Consider the following 21,246-nt stretch of genomic DNA (forward strand, 5'->3'; position numbering starts at 1 on the left):
CGGCCATCATGGGTATGATAGATACCCGTAGGTTCAAGCACAGACTCCGGGGCGGCGAAAACGTTTTATTGGCATCAGTGGATCACATTAGGAACATTCCTGGCTCATAATCAGACGACCATCGGCCAGCTGAAAAATACCTGCGGGCTCTTGAATACTATCATTTGACTGAGATCCAACCGATGGAGGCATGATCTCCACCCCACCGGTGGAGTAGGCACTGCCAAAACGCCCCGTTGGAGCTTCAGCCAGATCACTACTCCCCGTTAACGTTAAAGCACCGTCTGCTTGGGCCGATGCCACACAGGAGGTGGCGATGAGAGTATCGGTATTAACAAACAGAGTGGGTAAATCTGTCAGGTTGTTTTGAATAAAGCCCGTATCCAGGGTGGTTAAGTTAACGGCACCGCTAATTCCTTGTTCAGAGCTAGCGGTGATATCGCTAAGGGGGGTGGGCCGGGGTCGTGATTCGATGCCAAAGATGCCCTGGGCCGTAATATTGACCTGACCACCAGATCCGGTAAAGGCATTGGCAGTAATGTCGCTATCTTCGGTGGGAATAGCAACAATCAGGGGGGCAACAATGTTTATATTCCCGCCATTGCCCCCTGAGGCAGCTGTGCCCCCGGTAGCCGTAATCTGACTGTTGGTGCGGAGCAACAAAATGTCGTCTAGGGTAAGGGAGATATTGCCGCCATCTACGGCATCGGACTCCGCATTGATCAGGCTGGCATTGACCAGTTCTAAACGGTTGGTGATGACATCTATGTTGCCGGCCTGGTTGTTAGACCGAGAAATAACTGAGAGTTCTCCATTGTCGAGGCGCACCTGTTCTGCGGCCCTAATGCGAATATCGCCCGCATCGCCCGCACCAGCGGTACCCGTATTTAATTCGGCACCATTGGAAATGGTCAATGTATTGGCCATAACTTCAATATCACCGCCATCACCGATGGCATTTTCCCTGACCGTGCTGAAAACGGCACTGGGCTCTGTTTGGTCTGCACTGGTGCCATCAAAAATTGCCTGATCTTGTATCTCGAGGCGAATATTACCCGCATTTCCCTGGCCAAAGGTACTAGTGGCTAATTGCGCTCCATTGGTGACGGTCAGACTGTTCGTGACAACTTTTACCTCACCACCATTGCCCGTGGCGTCCATGCCCACGGAACTAGTGATGGAACTCGAACCAGAACTAGCAATGTCTGTGCCATCAAAGAAGACATTCCCCTGGAACTCAAAAACAGCGTCGTCGGTGCCGCCGTCCAGCACAACACTCTCTTGGGCATTAATTGAAACATCCCCGGCATTGCCTAGGCCCAACGTGCCAGCGCCAATACCTCCACCATTGCGCAGGGAAAGAGAATTAGCAACAACAGTAATATTGCCCCCGGTGCCAATGGCCTCTGGACCCACTGCACTAATGATCCCATTGGGGTTATCGATGCCATCCACTGAAATATTACCTTCAATGTTTAGGATAATATCCCCGGCGTCTCCTGTTGCCAATGCCCCCGAAGATATAGATGCTGTTTTACCCAACAGATTGAGATTGCCAGCATTAATTTCAATATTGCCGCTGTCGCCCCCAGCTTCTGAGAACGATGAGGTTAAGATCACTGCACGTTGATCGCTCTTACCATCGATCACGACGTCATCTCGGATGTTGAGAATTAAGTTACCAGCATCGCCTACCCCAAATGATGTAGCCCCTAGGTTAGCGCCATTAACTAGTTCTAAAGCGCCACCAGCGATGGTGATATTGCCGCTATTACCCACGCCTGTTGCTTGAACAGCACTAATTAACAAGCTTAGTGTTTCATCCGTTTTCGTCCCACCTATGGTTACTTTTTCAGTTGCATTGATATTGATATCGCCTGTATTCCCTGTACCGGCATTACTCGACACAATCGATGCGCCATTAACTACTTGCAGGGTACCGGTTGAAATCGTAATGTTGCCGCTATTGCCAATGGCACCGGGGCTAATTGTATTGATCAGAGAAGGGGCACCGGGGCTATCGCTAAGGCCATCTAGCACCACGGTGTTTCTAGAATCGATGAGAATATCGCCAGCATTACCTTGGCCAAAGACAATGGAGCCCAGCTGACTCGTCCCCAATAGGACAAGGTCGTTTGTTGTGATGTTAATGTCTCCTACTTGTTCACTTGTCGTGGCCACCAGCGCAGTAACAATAGCAGAGGCAATGGATGCATTAGACAGCGTTAGGTTGTCGGCATATATGGCAAAGTTTTCATTGCCGGTTGTTGTGATACTCGCGATCGCACTATTATTCAGGTCAATATCTGCTTTATCTACGGTAGAAGGTATCGCCAGGGCATAGGTGTCGGGGGAGAAACCGACTTGGCCACTGGTTGCGATCGCGCCAATTTCTGTGCGGGTCCCAAATACGGTTAACTGCGCATCCTCAAAGAGAACATTCCCCCCAAGCAAAACAAGAGATTCACCGGCTGGCACCTGCAGCCCCGAGTTAGGGCTGCCTAGGGGCGCTAGGGTACGGGCCCGATTAACAATGTCCCCGGTTGGCTGGGTGCCCCTAAACAAAAAAGCCGATGGATTAACCGTCAGCAGCTGCTCTGAACCTGGGATAAGGGCGCTGAAGGTGCCACCATCTCCAAATTCAACCGCGTCTGCCGTGGTGGCAATAAACGAACCTTGCAAATTGAGGCTGGCCCTAGGGCCAAACACTATGCCGCTGGGGTTGAGCAAAAATAAATCGGCATCTGAACCAAACGTGCCCAATAAGCCATTAATTTCGGACGGGCTGCCCCCGGTTACGCGGCTAAAGATATTAGCAATGTCGGGGACGCTAATAAAAAAGACGGTTTCGCTAGGGTCAATGTTAAAGGACTCAAAACTATGGAATAGATTTTGCCCCGCCGTGGTGCCACCGTCTATTAGGAACAGGTTAGGTATGGCAGAGTTGACTTGGGTACCCACTGTGGTATCTGGAATGGGGGCCGCAGCGACAGAACTATTTCGAAAAAAAATTGCGGCTGGCAATAGTGCCAAGGCCAAACTTAGCCATAGCAAAGAGGTATAACATTTTTTCATTGGGGGCAAATGCAGTGACATCAAGAACATTCCTGACCCATAACCCACCGACCGTCGGTCAGTTGGTAAATGCCAGAAGGTTCTTGAATCCTATCATTTGGCTGCTTTAGCCCAGATTTTTCAGAACAAGCTAACGTTCTCTCAAAGCAGATAATAACCGGGACATGGCCAGAGCCCTATGGGAATACCCCATAAATGCAGACTCACTTCACTATACGGCTAGTGCAGCGTCAACGCTAAAAATTGGGATTCTGCCTTGATGAAGAGTAAAGGGTAAAGAGTCACGCTTCATCTCGTTTACCCTTTACTTTTTACTGACCTTATCCTAAATCTTACGCTGGACAGACCACTAGCTGGGGTTTGGGCTAGAAAATTAGCGTTGCGGCATCTCGCCCTAAACCACTGTTTCGATCAGGGCCTCGACCCGCTCTTTGACTTCATCGCGCACTCGGGGAAAAATCTCGGGTTGCTCGGCGGGATCGTCTAGCTGCCAATCGTCAAAATAGTCCCGCTCTAACCACTCGGGGGGGAGGCTCACACCGCAGCCGCACATAGAGATGACCACATCAAAGTCTTCTGGCTTAAATTCGCTGAGGGCATTGGAGGTTTGGTGGGTGATGTCAATGGCAATGTCCTTCATGGTTGCGATCGCTTCTGGACGCACCTGGCTAGCTTCCAAACCAGAGCTAGTCACCTTAATTTTGCCAGCCCCTAAAATTCTTGCAAAGCCTTCCGCCATCTGAGAACGAGACGAATTTTTCTTACACACAAACATGACACACTTCATAGGCGTCTCCATTGAAATCGTTCATCCATCTAACTCGATGAATACATCCTGCCAGCCTCCCCTGAGAAGAGTCTGAGGGGAAGATTAGCGTGGAACTTGGAATGATATAGCAATCCAGCAAGATCCATCCATATCATCAGCAAGTACGCCATTTTTCCCCGCTTACCCAAGGGAACCGCTATCATTTCAAATAGATTCAAACTAGCGCCATGACAACGACCACCCAGAGTCCTGTACTGTCACTCTTCCAGGCATTTGCTGACCCCTACCGCGTGCAGGTGGTGGAGCTATTGCGCGACCAGGAACTCTGCGCCTGTGACATCGCACAGCATTTGGGCATCAGCGCATCGAAGCTGTCCTTTCATCTAAAAACCCTAAAAGAAGCAGGCATTGTCCAGGGTCGGCAGGAAGGCCGCTGGATTTACTATCGTCTGAACCTGCAACAGTTCCTTGTGCTAGAGCAATATTTCTCAGAATTTCGCCGCAACAGCCCAGTTTTACCCGCCCGTAACTGCCCAGACTAATAGCCCTGGCTCCTTTTTCGTAATTGATGGGGCTGTGGTGGGCCCCACACTGTCCGACGCCCATACTTGAAATAATTTTGAAACGTTTTCGCCAAACGTCGTCTACACGACTTGACAGTTCAAGCTGAATTGAAATAATAAAACTGTCGGTACATTCCCCTTGGGATTTCTATGGCGAAAGTTGCGATTAACGGCTTCGGTAGAATTGGACGCCTGGTGCTAAGGGCTAGCTGGGGCTGGCCAGACCTAGAGTTTGTCCACATCAACGAAATTAAAGGGGGCAGTGTGGCCGCCGCCCACCTGCTGAAGTTTGATTCGGTCCATGGGCGCTGGCGGCCAGAGGTGGAAGCCACCACGGCAGACGAACTATTGATAGACGGCAAGCCCGTTAGCTTTAGCGCATATGCCAGCCCCGGTGACGTGCCGTGGGAAGACTTGGGGGTGGATATGGTGCTGGAATGTTCTGGCCAGTTTCGGACCCCCGAACTGCTGGATCCCTATTTTCAGCGGGGGGTGAAAAAGGTGATTGTGGCCGCGCCGGTAAAGCAGGGAGCGCTAAACATCGTTTATGGCATTAACGACCACCTTTATAAGCCCGATGAGCACCATTTGCTCACGGCGGCTTCCTGCACCACCAACTGCCTAGCGCCGGTGGTCAAAGTAATGCAAGAAGGTCTAGGCATTAGGCACGGGGTGATTACCACCATCCACGACCAAACCAACACCCAAACCATTGTGGATACCCCCCACAAAGATCTACGCCGGGCACGGGCCACGGGCATGTCGTTGATTCCCACCACCACGGGCTCGGCAACGGCCATCAGCATGATCTATCCCGAACTCGAAGGTAAGCTCAACGGGTTGGCGGTGCGGGTGCCGCTGTTGAACGCCTCCCTAACGGACTGTGTCTTTGAGGTGGAGCGCCCCACCACCAAAGCTGAGGTAAACGAGCTATTTAAGACAGCGTCTGAGGGTGAGTTATCAGGCATTTTGGGCTACGAAGAGCGACCTTTAGTGTCCATCGACTACAAAGACGACCCCCGGTCTTCCACTATTGATGCGCCATCCACCATGGTGAACGATGGCACCCAGGTAAAAGTATTGGCCTGGTATGACAACGAATGGGGCTATTCCTGCCGCATGGCCGAGCTGGCCCGCAAGGTGGCCCAAGGGGGGAATTAAGAAGTCGGAATTAGGAATTAGGAAGTTGGAAAAAAGCGACTTCCTAATTCACCATGCCTAATTCTTTTCTAAACAACGTAACCGGATGTTCTACTGCCATGGATGCTTCTTCCACAATTGACCGAACTGGTATTCGCAACTATGCCATTGTGACCGCCGCCTATTGGGGCTTCACCATTACCGATGGGGCGCTGCGGATGCTGGTGTTGCTTTATTTTCATACCCTGGGCTATACGCCGCTGGAAGTGGCAATGTTGTTTTTGTTCTATGAAATTTTTGGCATTGTTACGAACCTATTTGGCGGCTGGATTGGTTCTCGCTTTGGGGTAAAGCTGACGCTCTACAGCGGCATTGCCCTACAAATTGTAGCGCTGCTATTGCTGACACCGGTGAATGACGCCTGGCCCCTGGCCTTGGCCGTTCCCTATGTGATGGTGGCCCAGGCCCTTTCTGGAGTGGCAAAAGATCTCACCAAGATGAGTTCGAAAAGCGCTATTCGGTTGGTAATTCCGCAGAACGCGCAGTCGTCGCTGTTTAAGTGGGTGGCCATTCTCACTGGGTCTAAGAATGCGCTGAAGGGGGTGGGGTTCTTTCTGGGTGGACTGCTGCTGGCCACCTTTGGCTATGTTAATGCCCTGGTGATTATGGCGGTGGGGCTGATGGGGGTGCTGGTGTCGGGGCTGTGGTTGCCCGCCGGCATGGGCAAGGTGAAAGCCAAGGTGAAATTTAGCCAGCTATTTTCTAAAACAAGAGAGATTAATAGTCTCTCGGCGGCTCGGTTCTTTTTGTTCGGGGCCCGAGATGTTTGGTTTGTGGTAGGCCTGCCGGTTTTTCTCCATAGCGTCTTGAACTGGTCCTTTGAGCAGGTGGGGGGATTTTTGGCCATTTGGGTGATTGGCTATGGCCTGGTGCAATCGTTGGCACCAACGTTGCTGCGTCGGTTTGGGGCGGGCGGCCCGCCCCAGGCTAGCACCATTCGGTTTTGGACCGGGCTGCTGACGGCGATTCCGGCGACTATTGCGATCGCACTCCAGCTCGGTCGTCCCCCAGGGCAAACCATTGTTCTAGGGCTAATGGTGTTTGGCATTGTCTTTGCCTTTAACTCATCGGTGCATTCTTACCTGGTGTTGGCCTACACCGAAGCTGACAAAGTTGCCCTCAATGTGGGTTTTTACTACATGGCCAACTCCGGGGGGCGCCTAGCGGGAACGGTGCTGTCTGGGCTGATCTTTCAAACCTACGGTCTGGTAGGATGCCTGTGGGTATCGGCGGTGTTTGTGCTGCTGGCGGAGCTAATTACGCTCAAGCTGCCTAATCCCAAGGCTTCTAAGGAACTGGTTCACTAAGTACAAACAGCAAAACCCATAGCTTGAAAAATATATCGCCTGCTAATTTTTATAATTTAGCGGGCGATATTTAAATTTTTCACAAATTGGTAACAAATTGGCGAACCCTATCGTCTAACTTTATGTCTGTTCCCACGTTCGTTCGTTAATTTAAAGCTCTTATGAAATTCTGCTATAAATTCACTCAATATTTTCTATTTTCCATATTTTTAACTGTTGTGGCGTCTCCACCGGCTATGGCCTATGTGGGTCCGGGGGCAGGGTTAGTCTCCATTGCGGCGTTCATTGCCTTTGCGGTGGCAATTGTTGCCGCCCTATTCGGTTTTCTATGGTTCCCGATCAAACGACTGCTCAGTAAACAGAACACTGTTGCCAGCACCGAAGAGCCCCTATGCGAAACTGAGGAAGGCTAACCGTGGTAGAGTGGACACTTTCTATTCTGCTGATTGTTATATTTGCTTTTCTTTTAAAGAGTTTTCAGCTAGATAAGACGGGGGGAATGGTTATTGAAACCGCCTTAAATTCCCTCGAAGTTCTATCATCGCCCCAATTGAGTGATAGACAAAAAGAAGTTGGTCTACAAAAGAATTCCCTCAAGCTATTTGGACTGTTTTTCAAGCTAGTCTTTGGCGCTATCGTTGCGTTAGCTTTGCCGTTAGGATGTTTGTGGATAGCTGACAAGTCTCGGTTGATAGCATTAGATACTGTTTTAGCCCTCACCGTATCGCCTCACTTTTTGGTTGTTAGCACCCTGATGTTTGGCGGCTGGTGGTTTTTCAACCAACGGCGCCAGCCCCCAGAGACTGACAGCAGTTATTCTCCATTGGATCAGGCCCTGCATAGAATGTCTTTCAAAACCTACGCCACGCAAGTGTCCGTAGCCAGGTTAGAAGACAAACTATTTGCTAAAACATTAGCGCCCCTGCGACCAAAACCTGTTTTTATTACCGCCTTGCCTAGGGCAGGCACCACATTGCTGCTTGAATGCCTGGCCGATAATCGGGAGTTTGCCGCCCACTGTTATCGGGACATGCCGTTTGTGTTAATTCCCTGCCTGTGGAACAGATATTCTAGAATGTTCCAGCAGAGAGTTGAGGCCCAGGAACGTGCCCACGGCGACGGCATGCACATTAGCCCAGATAGCCCTGAAGCATTGGAAGAAGTGATTTGGACAGCCTTCTGGGGCAAACACTATCAAGCCGATCGCATCATTCCTTGGGATATTGAACAAAATAAACAGTTTAATGACTTCTTCCGCTCCCATATGCGTAAGATTATTTTTTTACGTCGCCATAAACTTGCTAATACGGCACGTTACATATCCAAAAACAATGCCAATATCGCCCGTATACATACCCTGAGACATCTCTTTCCAGATGCAATTATCTTAATTCCCTTTCGTAATCCCATCCACCATGCGGCGTCTATGCTGCAACAGCATAGAAATTTTCTGAATATCCATAAAACAGACGCCTTCGCCTCAGAATATATGAAAGCCATAGGGCACTATGACTTTGGTGAAAATCTATGCCCCATAGACTTTGATGGATGGCTCGATCAGCGGATATCCACAGATACTGAATCCATAACTTTTTGGTTGGAATACTGGGTCGCGAGCTATGGGCACCTACTTAGGGAAAACTCTAAGGTAGCCCATTTCTTTAATTATGATGCGCTGTGCCAGGACCCCGAGCATGGTCTCCTGGCTTTGGGCAAAATTGTAGACAGTAATGCCCCTGACACATTAGCCCAAAAGGTAAGTGTTATCGGTAGTCCAAGACCTAAAAAGTTAGACACCTCTTTGATTCCTGAGGCCCTTCTGCAGAAGGCAAATACAATTTATCAATCCTTACAGGACGTTGCATACAATTAGCTGGGCTTTGGGCCAGACGATAGTCCTACCTAGTGGTCTTTCAAGACTAAGATTTAGGATTGGGGCCATTAAAGAGTGCAGCGTTACCCTTGCCCCTTGACTCTTTATCTTTAAACAATCCGAACTTTTAACGTTGATGCTGCACTAGCAGTTTGCTGGAAAAATTATAAGGAATGAACTAATGACAGTAAACAGTAAAATTGATTTTCATAAATTAAGCTTAGGCAGTTTTATTACATCCTGTACGTTTATTGTCTTTTTAGCCGGTTATATCATTCGTGATGAAGAGGTTTTTCCTTATAAATATTTTGTGACCGCCAAGGAAGGTTTTGGGCACGTTTCCAAACAATTTTCAGGTGAATTACCCCCTCACTATCACTATTTAGACCAATCGTTCCCAGAGGTTACGGCGCCTAACCCTTACCCAGGATTGAATTTAGTCACAAAGCTAGCCACTGATGATCTGATTGTTGCAGACATCATGGATGCCCAAGGCAATACCCTGCACAGGTGGGAGCTGGATTGGTTTGATATTTGGCCCGATGCCGATCACCTGCACCCGGAAAGAGCACCCAAGCAGAGACCGGGGACCACTATCCATGGCGCCGTGGTGATGGATAACGGCGACCTGGTTTTCAACTATGAATATATGGGTCTTGTGCGTGTAGACCTGGATGGCAAGGTCGTTTGGCGTTTACCCTATGAAACCCACCATTCTGTGCATTTGCATGATGATGGCAATCTATGGGTCAGTGGGATGAAATTCCAAACAGAAAAGAATGAATTTATCCCCCACATAATCCCACCTTTTTGGGAAGACACGATTTTAAAGGTGTCGCCGGAGGGAGAGATTTTAAAGGAATGGAATGTTCCTGAGCTGCTTAGAAAAAATGGGTACGCAGGACTTTTACATTTAAGGTCGATCCCCAGCTATGAGACAGAGGTTTACAATTTGGACCCCACCCATTTGAATGATGTGGAAACATTCCCCTCTGATATGAAAGCAGGTGTCTTTAATCCGGGGGATGTGCTGATTTCTCTGCGCAATATCAACGCGGTGATGGTTTTTAATGAAGACACTGATGAAATTAAGTCTATGATCATCGGTGAATTTATCAATCAGCACGATCCAGACTTTATCGATGGCAATACTATTTCGGTATTTGATAACAACCAAGGGGATGATCTAAACGCAGAAAATTTCAAAAGTCGGATTTTGAAATTTTCCTTCAAAGACAATATTGCCAATACTAAAGAGGTTTTCTTTGAGGGCAGTGGGAAGAACCCCTTCTATACACAAATCCAGGGCAAAAACCAATGGTTGCCCAATGGTAATTTATTGATTACTGACTCCCTATCCGGGCGAGGCTTTGAGCTTAATCCGCAGGGTGAAATGGTTTGGCAGTATTTTAATTATCTGGATGACGAGAAGAAACTGGTTGGCAGGGTGACTGAGGTACAGCGGCTTTCTGAAAAATATGAAAAGATCTTTAGCAAAGACTGAAACTAAGCATCAGGAAAACCCATCCTCGGTCGCTAGGTAGCCACAATGGTTGAACCATCGGCTAGTTGCCCCTCTCCCCTAATCCGTTTCACCTGGGCATGACGGCGGGCCGCTCGTTGACACAGCCTGGGGAGGGATTGTTTGGCTGGACGCCTGCTGATGTAAACAGCCCGGATGGCAGTCGGCAGTGCACAGTCGGGAGTTAGGTAAAGAAAATCGGCCACGATGCCGGGTGCGGTTTTTTCTTTTTGATCGTCGATTTTGGCGGCTTCGGCTGGGTATTGAGCGACTCATTTCCAGGATTCTTCAAAGGACAACAGTTTTTTTGTGGCTAGGAGAAAAGGAGCATGGACGCCCCATGGGTACGGGACGGGTCCGCGAGGAAATCATTGCAGGCAATGCTGCGATCGCACCCCGCCCTCAACTTATGGCAACGCTGCACCAGGTCCTCCATTTGAGTTCAGCCTTGCTCAAGGTTCCCAAATGTGGTTTTAAGCTATAACAAGCTACAGGGTTTCCATAGGGCAGTTGTAACTAAGGATCTGTTAAGAAACTACTTCACGGTTTAGTCCCGAAAGGCTGGTTCAGTCACAATTCAAATGGAAAAGACCATGATTTTATTTTTTAACAAGCCCTAATCTAAGTCTGTTGCTAGTTCGTACTCTTTGAGTAAAGTATCAAAATAGGCGCGATCGCTAGGACAGGCTTCTGGGTCAGCCGCAAACTCTTTACAACACTGGGGATTACAAAATCCAACGGTATTACCCCGATAGGTGGTCAGGGAATCTTCGCGCACATCTTTGCCAGAACGGGGACAAAATTTGTTAATAGGTTTGCTGTTCATGGACCGGCATCCTAAAATTTACACACGGAAACCCATCCTACTCAATCTGAAACGGTGGGTAAATCCACGTTGCAGATTTCACATTCCACAAATTCACAACCCGACTTATCAGAAGAGAGCAATAGCTGGTCCATAGATTTCCTCACGTCAGTGGCGGCCCTTGGCTTTGGAGATATATTCCCCCCAAGGCATTCTTCCAAGCGCTCCAGTTTGTCCAGACCAATGGCTGGGTAGCCTTTAATATTAAAGAGACGTTCCTCGACAATTCAAATATCTCTAGATTCTCCCGATTCATCCGAGAGCTAATCTTTTCTGAATACTTGGACATTCATCATCTAGAACGCCATCGCCATCGCCTATCGATGGAGGCCCCCTATACTACTTTGCATTAGTGGGGCAAAAAACCGCTGAGACTCCCCACGTTTTTTTGCACAGACTCAAGCCATAGGGCAAAAAAGAGAACAACGTAGGCTTTACGGCAAACCGCCATGGGCGATACGGGCCTTGCATGGGCTCCCCCTACTACCCATAGGTATTTTCCAGGTGCAAACGTCTAACGTCGATATATCAGTAGCAGTAGCCCTTCACCGCATCCATCAGAATTGCACCACAGAAATCCGCATCCTTAGTGGTCACATCATACATGCGGGCATGGCGTAAATTGGCCCCCTGCAAATTGGCATTGTTGAGATTTACAGACTCTAACTCTGCCCATCGAAGATCCGCATTGCTCAAATCGGCCCCAGACAAATCCGCGTTCCGAATGCGTACCGCCCTCAGGCGACAGCCGGGACAATGCTTAGTCACCCGCAAAGCCATGACCCTCAGGGGCGTTTCTGCCTGAAGTAGCATCAGTATAATGGCGGCAGTCAAAAACACTCGGATTAGCTTCATGGCTTTTCCCTCTTAAGCCTGGGACAATAGTATGAAATACGAGTCGATTAATTTTAACAAAAAGTTCTCTCTATTTAGCGACCAATGGACGCCGAAGGTCGTTGCTGAAATGAACGACTACCAATTGAAGTTGGTAAAAGTTGAAGGTGATTTTATCTGGCACGAACATCAAGATACGGACGAGACATTCATTGTACTTGATGGCATCTTACGCATCGATTTTAGGGATGGCAGCGTCACCCTGAAAACTGGTGAAATGTTTGTGATCCCCAAGGGCGTAGAACATAAACCCTATGCTGAGGGTGAGGTCAAGATGCTACTGATTGAGCCTCGGGGGGTGGCAAATACCGGAGATGGCACGGCTAGCGATCGCACCGCCACCCATGACGCTTGGATATAGCCGGCGCACCAAACGGGGCCATATACCCGTCCCCAAACTAAAATCGCAGGTTGATACGGCCTCCAACGGGCAACGTGCGCCATCAAAGCTGGCAATGTGCGCCATCAAAGCTGGCAATGTGCGCCATCAAAGCTGGCAATGTGCGCCATCAAAGCTGGCAATGTGCGCCATCAAAGCTGGCAATAGCGCCATAAAAGCCACCATCAAAGAGCATGTCCCATGCAAACAACACCTTAAAGGTTTTACCAGGCTCTCTTCCCCATTAATTCCAAAAGAAGAAAGGTTACATCAACATTTTCCAGTAGCACGTTTTGGAGAATATAAATATCTCCCAAAACACGCCTAGCCTCAACGTCCCGAAGTTAGTCAGGGGTTACAGCGATAGACCAACGCACAGGGGAGCAAATGTTCTATCGCGCCTTAACATAGACACAAAAATTAAGCTATCTAGACATCAACATTGTAGAATCCAACGTTCTTCGATAAGGTAACAAAGTTGAACTATCTTCCTGATGTCGCCAGGAGCTGTTAAGAAACGAATTCACGGCTTAATCCGAAAAGGCTTGTTAAGCCATGCTTTTAAGGAAAAAGACCATGATTTTAATTTTTAACAAACCCGCACTGTAAATTTTAAATAAGAAAAGGAGATTGTCGATATATCCCCAAATGCATTGACGGATGGAGATTTTAGCAAGTTTACCGATCTAATCATCCCGCATAGTGCAACGATTACATTGTTCTGGCCCAGCCTTTCCAGAGTAAACAAATTAGCTGTTAGATAATGCCTAGTTCCCAACCAAAAATCAAACTTGAAAATCTCATTAAGATTTACGGACAAAATCCTCAGAGAGCGTTAAAGCTCTTTCAAGAAGGTGGAAACCGAGACAATATCCTGGAAGCGACAGGCAATGTTTTAGGTGTAGCTAATGTCTCTCTTTCTATTGAAGAGGGTGAGCTATTTGTCGTAATGGGCCTATCGGGATCAGGGAAATCCACTCTGGTACGATGCATCAATCGCTTGATTGAACCGACGAGCGGTCAGATTCTGATTGACGGGGAAGATGTGACCCGAGTTGATCAAGAACGGCTGCGAGAAATTAGACGCACCAAAGTATCCATGGTGTTTCAACGGTTTGGGCTATTACCCCACAAAACCGTTTTAGAAAATGTTGAATACGGTCTGAAAATGTGTGGACTGCCTTTGGCGGAGCGCCATGAAAAGGCCCAGCATATGCTCGATGTGGTAGGTCTGCACCAGTGGGCCAACTATGCCCCCAGTTCCTTGAGCGGTGGTATGCAGCAGCGGGTTGGATTAGCGCGGGCACTGGCAACCGAAGCCCCCATCCTCCTAATGGACGAAGCCTTTAGTGCGCTGGACCCGTTAATCCGTCGGGAAATGCAGGATGAACTGATGCGGCTGCAGTCGGAACTCAAGCGGACGATTGTGTTTATTAGCCATGACATCCAAGAAGCCCTGAGAATTGGCGACCGGGTAGCCATTATGAAAGATGGCCACTTGGTGCAGGTGGGTACACCGGAAGAGATTGTTACCAATCCGGTGGATGGCTACATTGCTGCATTTACCCAGGATGTAAATCGCGCCCAGGTGCTCAAAACAGGCTCCATCGTTCGCCAGACCGTACCGTTTATCCTCGGCAAGGGCTCTGCCCGAGCGGCCCTAGACCAAATGCAGGGCAATGCCCTGACCCGCATGCATGTGGTCGATCGCCACGGCAAGCCCATTGGGATTCTCAATCAAGCCGAACTGCAAAACGCCGTCACCAGCAATGTGCAAGATGTGGAATCGGTGATGAGCACCGATTTCCCGGTGGTAAAGGCCAGCACCAGCTTGGAAGAAATTTTCCATCTGGCTCGGTTTGGGGTGCCCATGGCGGTGATCAATCGCTCTGGCAAGTTTAAAGGCGTCGTAGAGCAGTCAGATATTCTGGCGAGCATTGGTCGCCTTAGTAACGACAAAGCCGATGTGCCCCAAGCACTATCCACTGCCGTTTAAATTGTCAATTGTTTAATTATGATTCCAGACATTTTTAACTGGTTGTTCTTCAACCAGTCGAGCCAAATCATCCCCCTGGGAGATTGGATTTCTGCTGCTGTCGCGTGGGTAGTGGTTAACTTTCGCTGGGTGTTTCAGTTGATTCGAATTCCCATCAGCCATACGCTCAATGCCATCGAAGCATTTCTGCAATGGTTGCCGCCCATTCTCTTTATCGCGGTGGTTGTGTTGTTTGCCTGGCAGTTTGCCACTCGCAAGATTGCCATCTTGAGTTTGTTTGCCATGGTGGCCATTGGCATGATCGGGGCCTGGACCGAAACCATGACCACACTATCCTTGGTGATTGTGGCCGTGCTGCTGTGCATTGTGGTGGGGTTGCCCCTAGGCATTGCCTCCGCCCGCAACAATCGAGCCGAGGCCATTATTCGACCGATGTTAGATGCGATGCAAACCCTGCCCGCATTTGTTTATTTGGTGCCTGTGGTGATGCTGTTTGGGACGGGTAAAGTGCCAGGGGTCATTGTTACCTTTATTTTTGCCGTTCCCCCCCTCATCCGCCTGACCAACATTGGCATTCGCCAAGTATCGGAAGAAACCGTAGAAGCCGCCCTGGCCTTTGGGTCCACCCCTAAACAAATGCTGTGGGAAGTGCAGCTACCCCTGGCTATGCCCACCATTCTTGCGGGGGTGAACCAGGCCATTATGCTGGCCCTTTCCATGGTGGTAATTGCCTCGCTGATTGCCGTGGAAGGCTTGGGTCAGATGGTGAATCGCGGCATTGGCCGTTTGGATGTGGGTCTGGCGGCGGTGGGGGGCCTTGGCATTGTGCTGATGGCCATTGTGCTTGACCGCATTACCCAAAATGTGGGGAAATCGTCTCAAAACAGCCTCAATTGGCGCGATCGCGGACCGTGGGGAGCCCTGCGTAAGCTCACCAGCCAGCGTCGGCCTTCCGTATCCACCCCCTAGGGACTACGTTCTCTAACACACTTAACAGAATTGGATTTTCCTTTTCACTTCAGTTGTTCTATCGCATAGGAATTTGAAGACTATGACTTTTAAATTCAAGCAATGGCCCGTTGCTCGAGTTCAGCCCGCATTCACAGGGCTTGCGATCGCACTTACCCTCACCGCCTGTACCGGTGGTGGGCAACAAGCCACCGACAAAGCTGCCGGTGGGCTACCGGGCGCAGGTGTCAGCGTCACCCCGGCCTATGCCCTGCTTGAAGAAGCCTTTCAAACCGAGGTGGTCAACATTGGCCTTGAGCAGTTGGGCTATGACATTAACAAGGCCAAGGAGCTGGAATATGCCTCCATGCACGTGGATATCGGCAACGGCGGCATCGACTTTACCGCCGCCCACTGGGATCCGAACCAGGTAGAATTTTTCGAAAATAGCGGCGGCGACGAAAAGCTAGAGCGGGCAGGGCTGATTGTGGCCGACGTGCTCCAGGGCTATAAAATCGACAAGGCTACAGCGGAGAAATACAACATTACTACTTTGGATCAGCTCAAAGATCCAGAAATTGCCGCCCTATTCGACAGCGACGGCGACGGCAAAGCCAACATGGTCGGCTGCAATACCGGCTGGGCCTGTGAGCTAATTATTGAACACCACATCGACGAGTATGGCCTGCGGGACACCGTACAACAGGACCAGGGTCAATATTTTGCCCTGATTGCCGATAGCGTTACCCGCTTTGAACAAGGTAAGCCCATTCTCTTCTACACCTGGACGCCCCTATGGCTCCACAATACCCTGGTAGAAGGGGAAGATGTCACCTGGGTTGAAGTACCCTATACTTCATTCGCCGATCAGCAGGGGGATGACTTAGATGACATTGAAACCCTAGTGGATGGCAAAAACCTTGGCTTTGGCATTGCCCAACAGCGGATTGTGGCCAACCAAGAATTTATCGATAACAACCCCGCCGCTGCTAAATTCTTTAGCCTGGTGGAAGTTCCCATTGATGCTGTGAACGACCAAAATAAGCTCGTTCAGGATGGTGAAGACAGCCTGGATGCCATTCGTGGCCACGCCGAAGCTTGGGTTACAGAAAACCAAGCTGAGTTTGATGGTTGGGTAGAGGCCGCATTAGCCGCTCAGTAAGCTGTATAGATCGCTGATTGCCATAGTGGGTAAAAGATTCACTCAGATCTTGCACCAAGTCGGTTTTGAGCCTTAAACCCACATTGGATTCAAAATCCAACGCTAATTGAGGGCTGTCCACTAAAGGGACAAAATTGGATTAAAAGCTCTAAATATAGAGCTTTCAGGGGTCCTCTAACCCCTTTTAGGGGGTTTTCATTCGATTAGCCTTGGCACTTTTAGTCCAAGGTGGGCCGTGCTTCATCACCAGGGGCAAGATTTAAGTTCACCCACTGAGTCGCAATCAGCAGCCTTTTCAATTGTTCCACGACACATAATTTTGAGAACCGCAATGTTTAATCTAAAGCTATCTGCAATGAATTGTGCGCGACCTGTATTTACAGGACTTGCGATCGCCCTTAGCCTCACCGCCTGCACCTCTGGCCAACAAACAGACAAAGCCACCGACGGCAACGCCCTGCCCGGCGATGGTGTGAACGTCACCGCCAGCTATGGCCTGATTGAAGAACTGTTCCAAACCGAAGTGGTCAATATCGGTTTAGAGCAGTTGGGCTACACCATCAATAAGCCCAAGGAACTAGAATATGCCTCCATGCATGTGGACATGGCCAACGGCGGCATCGACTTCACCACAGCCCACTGGGAAAAACTACACCAAGGCTTTTTCGACAACAGCGGTGGCGATGAAAAGCTAGAGCGTACGGGGGTCTATATTCCCAATGTGCTCCAGGGCTACAAAATCGACAAAGCTACCGCAGATGAGTACGGTATTACATCCTTAGATCAGCTGAAGGATCCAGAAATTGCGGCTCTGTTTGATTCCGATGGCGATGGCAAAGCTAACTTGACCGGCTGCAACCCTGGTTGGGGCTGTGAGCTAGTAATTGAGCATCACTTAGAGGAATACGGTCTGCGAGATACGGTACAGCATGACCAGGGTCAATACTTTGCTTTGTTAGCGGACACTATGACCCGCTACGATCAGGGTAACCCTGTTCTTCTCTACACCTGGACACCCCTTTGGGTCCATGGTGTCCTTAAGGAAGGGGAAGATGTTACCTGGCTCGAGGTACCCTATACGTCTTTACCCGAAGAGCAAGGCGAAGTCTCTGAAGCGGATACGTCTGCGGAGGGTAAAAACCTTGGCTTTGGTGTGGACCAACAGGTGATTGTGGCAAACCAGACCTTTGTGGATGAAAATCCGGTGGCGGCTACGTTCTTTACGCTGGCTAAGCTGCCTTTGGATGATGTGAGTGCTCAGAACCAGCTAATGGAAAATGGTGAGGATAGCCCCGAGGCAATTCGTGGCCATGCGGAAGCTTGGGTTGCGGACAATCAGGCTGAGTTTGATAGCTGGGTTGAAGGGGCTCTTGCTGCCAAGTAAGACATTTGGAGATGCTGTAAGGGCATCTAGTTAAATCCTAGGGCAACCTGCGAAAGATGATTTCGCAGGTTGTTTTTTTATTGGGGTGCTATATGGATAATTCGCAGTATAGTATGCCGATTGGGATGGATAGACTACCGGTTTGCAGTGTAGTATGCCAATTTGGATGGATAGACTGAAAAAGTAGACCTAATAAATAATTGGCCGACGTCAAAATTTCGACTACTTCTCAAGCTTATTTTTTACACTTATTGTGTTGCTGATCGAATTAATGTAGCGGTGATGCTATGCAAGCCAAACGTCAAGAGCAACTTTCCTCTACTGATGCTGAAGTAATTTTAGAGCGATTGCCTGAGCGAATCCGTGCTGCTTTAGCCAGGTAGGGTGCGTGACAAACGCACCGCTTACAATTACACCACGATCGTAAATCGGCTCTGCGAAGTCGCAAATAAACCAAACCTCATCACAGATATCGACGATTTCGTTGATACCCGCTCGGGCAAGGCAAGGCTGAAATACAAAATTAACGGTAGCGATCTCAACTGGGACATTGAGATCAACAATGATTGGGCTAACACATTGATGCTTTCCTACACCATGGACGACATTGAATGCGATGGCTGTCGATTTTACTTCAAAGAGAATGGACAAGCGATAATCTTGTTCTATCTGGATGAAGCCGCCGCAAATGAAATTAACAAACTGTCGAACAATACTCTGAAACCATTTATTCCCAAATGATACGGGATCGTGAGCAATGCCATTCAGAAGCTCCGACCTATAGCGTAGCAAAGCAGTAGAATCAACCCATCATGTTTCTGCAGTATAGCGAATAGAGAGGCACAGGAATGAGCCGAATCGTCTTGACCACCATTGGCTCTTTCGGAGACTTGCATCCAAAGATTGCGATCTCACTTGAGCTGAATAGAGTCCCCAATCAGGGCTGGTGAGATGTTCATTCCAGTTTGGTAGGATGAATAATAATGCAACATGTCCCATGAATCTCTCGAAATTTGTCGTCTACCTAGCGGCCATCGTCTTTATCCTCTACGGTCTGGCCTTCACCATCAACCCAAACGGCATGTCCATGCTGGTGACAGGGACCGAGCTGACTAACACCTCAGACCTTGTGGACTTCCGGGCAACCTATGGCGGCATGACCATCGCCATTGGGGTGATTATCCTATACCTTCATGCCATCAACCAGATTCGCCCCAGTTTAATTGCCGTGACTGTTGTGCTGCTCTCCATGGCAGGGGCTCGCACCATCGGCTTTATCGTTGATGGCGCGCCTAACTATTTGATGTACGCCTACCTGGTCCTCGAACTCGGCGGTGGCTTGTTAGCCCTATTGGCTCTGAGCAAAACCCAGAACATCGACTGAGCGCACAGAAAATGGAAAAATCCAAAGCTAAGAACAATTCAAGAGTGTCTGTGCTGTCAATCTCTCAGGCCACGACAGCCACATTTACCGACCTTTATTTTCAATATACCTTTTTGTTCTTTATCCAGGTGGGGAGCAAAAGAGTCTTGTGCCCCATTAACGGCGAACTGATTGGCAATGCCGAAGATGTGATTATATTTCCCCCTGGGTCCATGGTCACGCTGGAAAATCGCCCCGTGTTTGGCAACGACTATCAAGCCACCGGCGTTTGCTTTCCGCACCCTATGATAGAAACCATCTTCTCCGACAAAAGGCCGGAGCCAACGGGCATCCAAGTCCTGCAATCGGATCAGTCTGGGCAAATCTTAAATACGGTCCAGGCCACCCTAAATGACCCAGAACTACCCGAACCGATCAAACAGCATCGGCTGCTGGAACCTCTGATCTGGCTAAAACATAACGGCATTTATCTCACCCCCCAGGCAGAAGAGAATCCCCTCAGCAAGGTAAGAAGGCTAATTGAAACAGATTTAAGCCATCCCTGGCGGTCCGGTGAAGTGGCGGAACACTTTGCCATTAGTGAGGCCACCATGCGGCGTTGGCTAACCAAGTCTGGGCAAGGGTTTTCGAAAATATTGCAAAACACAAGGCTTGAACACGGCCTCAGCCTGTTGCAGTCAACAGATATTCCCATTTCTGCGATCGCATTCGATTGTGGCTTCAAAACGCCGTCCCACTTTTCAGATTCGTTTAAGAAGCGCTTTGGCATCAAGCCCAGTGAGATCCGCAAGGTGGAAGGTTGAGCGTTTTTCGATAGTTTCTGCCCGACTGGTGGAAGTATAGTCAAACCGTCCTTGATAAATTCAGAGTGTAGAAAATGCTCAACAAGGACCACAACCATGCTTCGTCAGATTCTTTCCCTTGGCGTATTGCTCACCACTGCGATCGCGGCTCCTGCCGCTGCCCAGGGCTTTAACTTAACCAGCACAACAGTCTCCGAAGGCGAAACCCTGACCAACACCCACGTTTTTGCAGGCTTTGGCTGCGAAGGAGAAAACCAATCACCACAGTTGTCATGGACCGGCGCACCGGCAGACACAAAAAGCTTCGCCATCAATGTATACGATCCAGATGCACCAACAGGTTCAGGCTGGTGGCACTGGAATGTGGTGAATCTCCCCGCATCTACCAACTCCATTGGACAAAATGCAAGCCTCAATAACGGCCTGCCGAGCGCGGCGATTGAAATTCGCAACGACTATGGCACCATAGGCTTTGGGGGTGCTTGCCCCCCGCCCGGCGAAGTCCACCGCTATACCTTTACGGTGTATGCGCTGGGTACGGCACAATTGGACCTACCGGAAAATCCTAGCAATGCCCTTGTTGGCTTTATGATCCGTGCCAATATGCTCGACAGCGCAAGCCTCACCGCCGTTTACCATCGATAATGGTAACAATTTCTTCCCGGCTTCTCCCTAGAGGGTCGGGAACAATGGAACGCCTACGTGGTCGATGCTTAGTCAGCGTAGGTGACAACAACAATCTAGTTAGCATTGTTCCCCAAACCAGCATCCTTACAACTCTAGCCCCCATGGTGATGCAGAATGCGATCGCACGTGCCCCCAAAGGAGAGTTTATCCGTTACGAAGTTAACGTCCAGAGCATTCAGGGTCAAATCATGATAAACACATGCACAGCCCAGTCACATCAACGGGTGATTCACAACATATGAAGTTCAGCCCACCATCACCTCACTTTTGCCGGAATCTATCAAGCTATACCTGTTGATTGAGTTAGCAACCCGGTTCTCCAGCAGGCTGTCCATCCATGGTAAATTTACTCCCCCTCAACCCATCCAGCCTCCAACTCATGGGCTTGCTGGCATCCATCCATTTCACCCTGTGGTGCCATCGGTTATCAAACAC

At 49.3% G+C, this 21,246-nt stretch carries 22 protein-coding genes; 17 read left to right on the forward strand and 5 right to left on the reverse strand.

The genetic code is table 11. The features are described from left to right. Positions 1-87 precede the first annotated feature (87 nt). Together IXB28_RS10545 and arsC are read right to left on the reverse strand one after the other, a co-directional pair. Positions 88-3,075 (reverse strand): two-partner secretion domain-containing protein, encoded by a 2,988-nt coding sequence (locus IXB28_RS10545; protein WP_215618542.1) that lies wholly within the window; start codon positions 3,073-3,075, stop codon positions 88-90. Between the two features lie 394 nt (positions 3,076-3,469). Next, positions 3,470-3,862, reverse strand: coding sequence for an arsenate reductase, glutathione/glutaredoxin type (gene arsC / locus IXB28_RS10550; RefSeq protein WP_215618543.1), 393 nt, complete (start codon positions 3,860-3,862; stop codon positions 3,470-3,472). A 209-nt stretch (positions 3,863-4,071) separates the two neighbouring features. Here arsC and IXB28_RS10555 point away from each other — a divergent pair, with 209 nt between their 5' ends. The 6 genes from IXB28_RS10555 (at position 4,072) to IXB28_RS10580 (ending at position 10,291) form a co-directional block, all read left to right on the forward strand. After that, positions 4,072-4,386, forward strand: a complete 315-nt coding sequence (locus IXB28_RS10555; RefSeq protein WP_215618544.1) for an ArsR/SmtB family transcription factor — start codon at positions 4,072-4,074, stop codon at positions 4,384-4,386. Between the two features lie 171 nt (positions 4,387-4,557). Next, the gene (locus IXB28_RS10560) at positions 4,558-5,568 is read left to right on the forward strand and encodes an ArsJ-associated glyceraldehyde-3-phosphate dehydrogenase (protein WP_215618545.1); all 1,011 of its coding nucleotides are present in this window, start codon (positions 4,558-4,560) and stop codon (positions 5,566-5,568) included. A 98-nt stretch (positions 5,569-5,666) separates the two neighbouring features. Continuing rightward, complete coding sequence (gene arsJ / locus IXB28_RS10565) at positions 5,667-6,914, forward strand: organoarsenical effux MFS transporter ArsJ (protein ID WP_215618546.1); 1,248 nt, start codon at positions 5,667-5,669, stop codon at positions 6,912-6,914. Positions 6,915-7,075: 161 nt separating this feature from the next. Further along, positions 7,076-7,327, forward strand: coding sequence for a hypothetical protein (locus IXB28_RS10570; RefSeq protein ID WP_215618547.1), 252 nt, complete (start codon positions 7,076-7,078; stop codon positions 7,325-7,327). Positions 7,328-7,329: 2 nt separating this feature from the next. Then, positions 7,330-8,787, forward strand: a complete 1,458-nt coding sequence (locus IXB28_RS10575; protein WP_215618548.1) for a sulfotransferase — start codon at positions 7,330-7,332, stop codon at positions 8,785-8,787. A gap of 181 nt (positions 8,788-8,968) precedes the next feature. Continuing rightward, entirely contained in the window at positions 8,969-10,291 is a 1,323-nt protein-coding gene (locus IXB28_RS10580) for an arylsulfotransferase family protein (protein WP_215618549.1), read from the forward strand. A 32-nt stretch (positions 10,292-10,323) separates the two neighbouring features. On the opposite strand, the gene IXB28_RS10585 is transcribed toward IXB28_RS10580, so the two are convergent. Further along, the gene (locus IXB28_RS10585) at positions 10,324-10,515 is read right to left on the reverse strand and encodes a hypothetical protein (protein WP_215618550.1); all 192 of its coding nucleotides are present in this window, start codon (positions 10,513-10,515) and stop codon (positions 10,324-10,326) included. Positions 10,516-10,649: 134 nt separating this feature from the next. On the opposite strand from IXB28_RS10585, the gene IXB28_RS10590 reads away from it, so the two are divergent. Then, on the forward strand, positions 10,650-10,793 hold the full coding sequence (locus IXB28_RS10590) for a hypothetical protein (RefSeq protein ID WP_215618551.1): 144 nt from the start codon (positions 10,650-10,652) through the stop codon (positions 10,791-10,793). Between the two features lie 132 nt (positions 10,794-10,925). On the opposite strand, the gene IXB28_RS10595 is transcribed toward IXB28_RS10590, so the two are convergent. Continuing rightward, positions 10,926-11,135, reverse strand: a complete 210-nt coding sequence (locus tag IXB28_RS10595; protein WP_215618552.1) for a YHS domain-containing protein — start codon at positions 11,133-11,135, stop codon at positions 10,926-10,928. A 567-nt stretch (positions 11,136-11,702) separates the two neighbouring features. Beyond that, on the reverse strand, positions 11,703-12,029 hold the full coding sequence (locus tag IXB28_RS10600) for a pentapeptide repeat-containing protein (RefSeq protein ID WP_215618553.1): 327 nt from the start codon (positions 12,027-12,029) through the stop codon (positions 11,703-11,705). A gap of 31 nt (positions 12,030-12,060) precedes the next feature. Here IXB28_RS10600 and IXB28_RS10605 point away from each other — a divergent pair, with 31 nt between their 5' ends. The 10 genes from IXB28_RS10605 to IXB28_RS10650 all read left to right on the forward strand — a co-directional run bounded on the left by IXB28_RS10605 (position 12,061) and on the right by IXB28_RS10650 (position 20,769). Further along, entirely contained in the window at positions 12,061-12,429 is a 369-nt protein-coding gene (locus IXB28_RS10605; RefSeq protein WP_215618554.1) for a cupin domain-containing protein, read from the forward strand. After that, positions 12,413-12,775 carry a hypothetical protein gene (locus IXB28_RS10610; protein WP_215618555.1) on the forward strand — a complete coding sequence of 121 codons (363 nt, stop codon included), beginning with the start codon at positions 12,413-12,415 and terminating at the stop codon, positions 12,773-12,775. Before IXB28_RS10605 ends, IXB28_RS10610 begins: the two co-directional genes overlap by 17 nt. A gap of 435 nt (positions 12,776-13,210) precedes the next feature. Then, complete coding sequence (locus tag IXB28_RS10615; RefSeq protein WP_215618556.1) at positions 13,211-14,443, forward strand: quaternary amine ABC transporter ATP-binding protein; 1,233 nt, start codon at positions 13,211-13,213, stop codon at positions 14,441-14,443. A gap of 18 nt (positions 14,444-14,461) precedes the next feature. After that, a complete protein-coding gene (locus IXB28_RS10620; protein ID WP_215618557.1) occupies positions 14,462-15,412 on the forward strand; it encodes an ABC transporter permease in 951 nt (316 codons plus the stop codon). A gap of 82 nt (positions 15,413-15,494) precedes the next feature. Continuing rightward, positions 15,495-16,553, forward strand: a complete 1,059-nt coding sequence (gene proX, locus IXB28_RS10625; protein WP_215618558.1) for a glycine betaine/L-proline ABC transporter substrate-binding protein ProX — start codon at positions 15,495-15,497, stop codon at positions 16,551-16,553. A 355-nt stretch (positions 16,554-16,908) separates the two neighbouring features. Further along, positions 16,909-17,937: a glycine betaine/L-proline ABC transporter substrate-binding protein ProX gene (gene proX, locus IXB28_RS10630; protein WP_215618559.1), complete on the forward strand. Its 1,029-nt coding sequence runs from the start codon at positions 16,909-16,911 to the stop codon at positions 17,935-17,937. Positions 17,938-18,321: 384 nt separating this feature from the next. Beyond that, the gene (locus tag IXB28_RS10635; protein WP_215618560.1) at positions 18,322-18,678 is read left to right on the forward strand and encodes a hypothetical protein; all 357 of its coding nucleotides are present in this window, start codon (positions 18,322-18,324) and stop codon (positions 18,676-18,678) included. 256 nt (positions 18,679-18,934) lie between these two features. Next, positions 18,935-19,321: a DUF4345 domain-containing protein gene (locus IXB28_RS10640; protein WP_215618561.1), complete on the forward strand. Its 387-nt coding sequence runs from the start codon at positions 18,935-18,937 to the stop codon at positions 19,319-19,321. 50 nt (positions 19,322-19,371) lie between these two features. Continuing rightward, positions 19,372-20,124, forward strand: a complete 753-nt coding sequence (locus IXB28_RS10645; RefSeq protein ID WP_326521009.1) for a helix-turn-helix transcriptional regulator — start codon at positions 19,372-19,374, stop codon at positions 20,122-20,124. A gap of 96 nt (positions 20,125-20,220) precedes the next feature. Continuing rightward, positions 20,221-20,769 (forward strand): YbhB/YbcL family Raf kinase inhibitor-like protein, encoded by a 549-nt coding sequence (locus IXB28_RS10650; RefSeq protein WP_215618563.1) that lies wholly within the window; start codon positions 20,221-20,223, stop codon positions 20,767-20,769. Positions 20,770-21,246 lie beyond the last annotated feature (477 nt).

Origin of the sequence: Leptothoe kymatousa TAU-MAC 1615, assembly GCF_018739865.1 — a bacterium.
In the GTDB taxonomy this organism is placed as follows: domain Bacteria; phylum Cyanobacteriota; class Cyanobacteriia; order Phormidesmidales; family Phormidesmidaceae; genus Leptothoe; species Leptothoe kymatousa.

Bases quoted from the DNA above. Each gene is read 5' to 3' on its own strand.
- IXB28_RS10545 (WP_215618542.1), bottom strand. From the start codon at position 3,075: ATGAAAAAATGTTATACCTCTTTGCTATGGCTAAGTTTGGCCTTGGCA.
- arsC (WP_215618543.1), bottom strand. From the start codon at position 3,862: ATGAAGTGTGTCATGTTTGTGTGTAAGAAAAATTCGTCTCGTTCTCAG.
- IXB28_RS10555 (WP_215618544.1), top strand. From the start codon at position 4,072: ATGACAACGACCACCCAGAGTCCTGTACTGTCACTCTTCCAGGCATTT.
- IXB28_RS10560 (WP_215618545.1), top strand. From the start codon at position 4,558: ATGGCGAAAGTTGCGATTAACGGCTTCGGTAGAATTGGACGCCTGGTG.
- arsJ (WP_215618546.1), top strand. From the start codon at position 5,667: ATGGATGCTTCTTCCACAATTGACCGAACTGGTATTCGCAACTATGCC.
- IXB28_RS10570 (WP_215618547.1), top strand. From the start codon at position 7,076: ATGAAATTCTGCTATAAATTCACTCAATATTTTCTATTTTCCATATTT.
- IXB28_RS10580 (WP_215618549.1), top strand. From the start codon at position 8,969: ATGACAGTAAACAGTAAAATTGATTTTCATAAATTAAGCTTAGGCAGT.
- IXB28_RS10590 (WP_215618551.1), top strand. From the start codon at position 10,650: ATGGGTACGGGACGGGTCCGCGAGGAAATCATTGCAGGCAATGCTGCG.
- IXB28_RS10595 (WP_215618552.1), bottom strand. From the start codon at position 11,135: ATGAACAGCAAACCTATTAACAAATTTTGTCCCCGTTCTGGCAAAGAT.
- IXB28_RS10600 (WP_215618553.1), bottom strand. From the start codon at position 12,029: ATGAAGCTAATCCGAGTGTTTTTGACTGCCGCCATTATACTGATGCTA.
- IXB28_RS10605 (WP_215618554.1), top strand. From the start codon at position 12,061: ATGAAATACGAGTCGATTAATTTTAACAAAAAGTTCTCTCTATTTAGC.
- IXB28_RS10610 (WP_215618555.1), top strand. From the start codon at position 12,413: ATGACGCTTGGATATAGCCGGCGCACCAAACGGGGCCATATACCCGTC.
- IXB28_RS10615 (WP_215618556.1), top strand. From the start codon at position 13,211: ATGCCTAGTTCCCAACCAAAAATCAAACTTGAAAATCTCATTAAGATT.
- IXB28_RS10620 (WP_215618557.1), top strand. From the start codon at position 14,462: ATGATTCCAGACATTTTTAACTGGTTGTTCTTCAACCAGTCGAGCCAA.
- proX (WP_215618558.1), top strand. From the start codon at position 15,495: ATGACTTTTAAATTCAAGCAATGGCCCGTTGCTCGAGTTCAGCCCGCA.
- proX (WP_215618559.1), top strand. From the start codon at position 16,909: ATGAATTGTGCGCGACCTGTATTTACAGGACTTGCGATCGCCCTTAGC.
- IXB28_RS10640 (WP_215618561.1), top strand. From the start codon at position 18,935: ATGAATCTCTCGAAATTTGTCGTCTACCTAGCGGCCATCGTCTTTATC.
- IXB28_RS10650 (WP_215618563.1), top strand. From the start codon at position 20,221: ATGCTTCGTCAGATTCTTTCCCTTGGCGTATTGCTCACCACTGCGATC.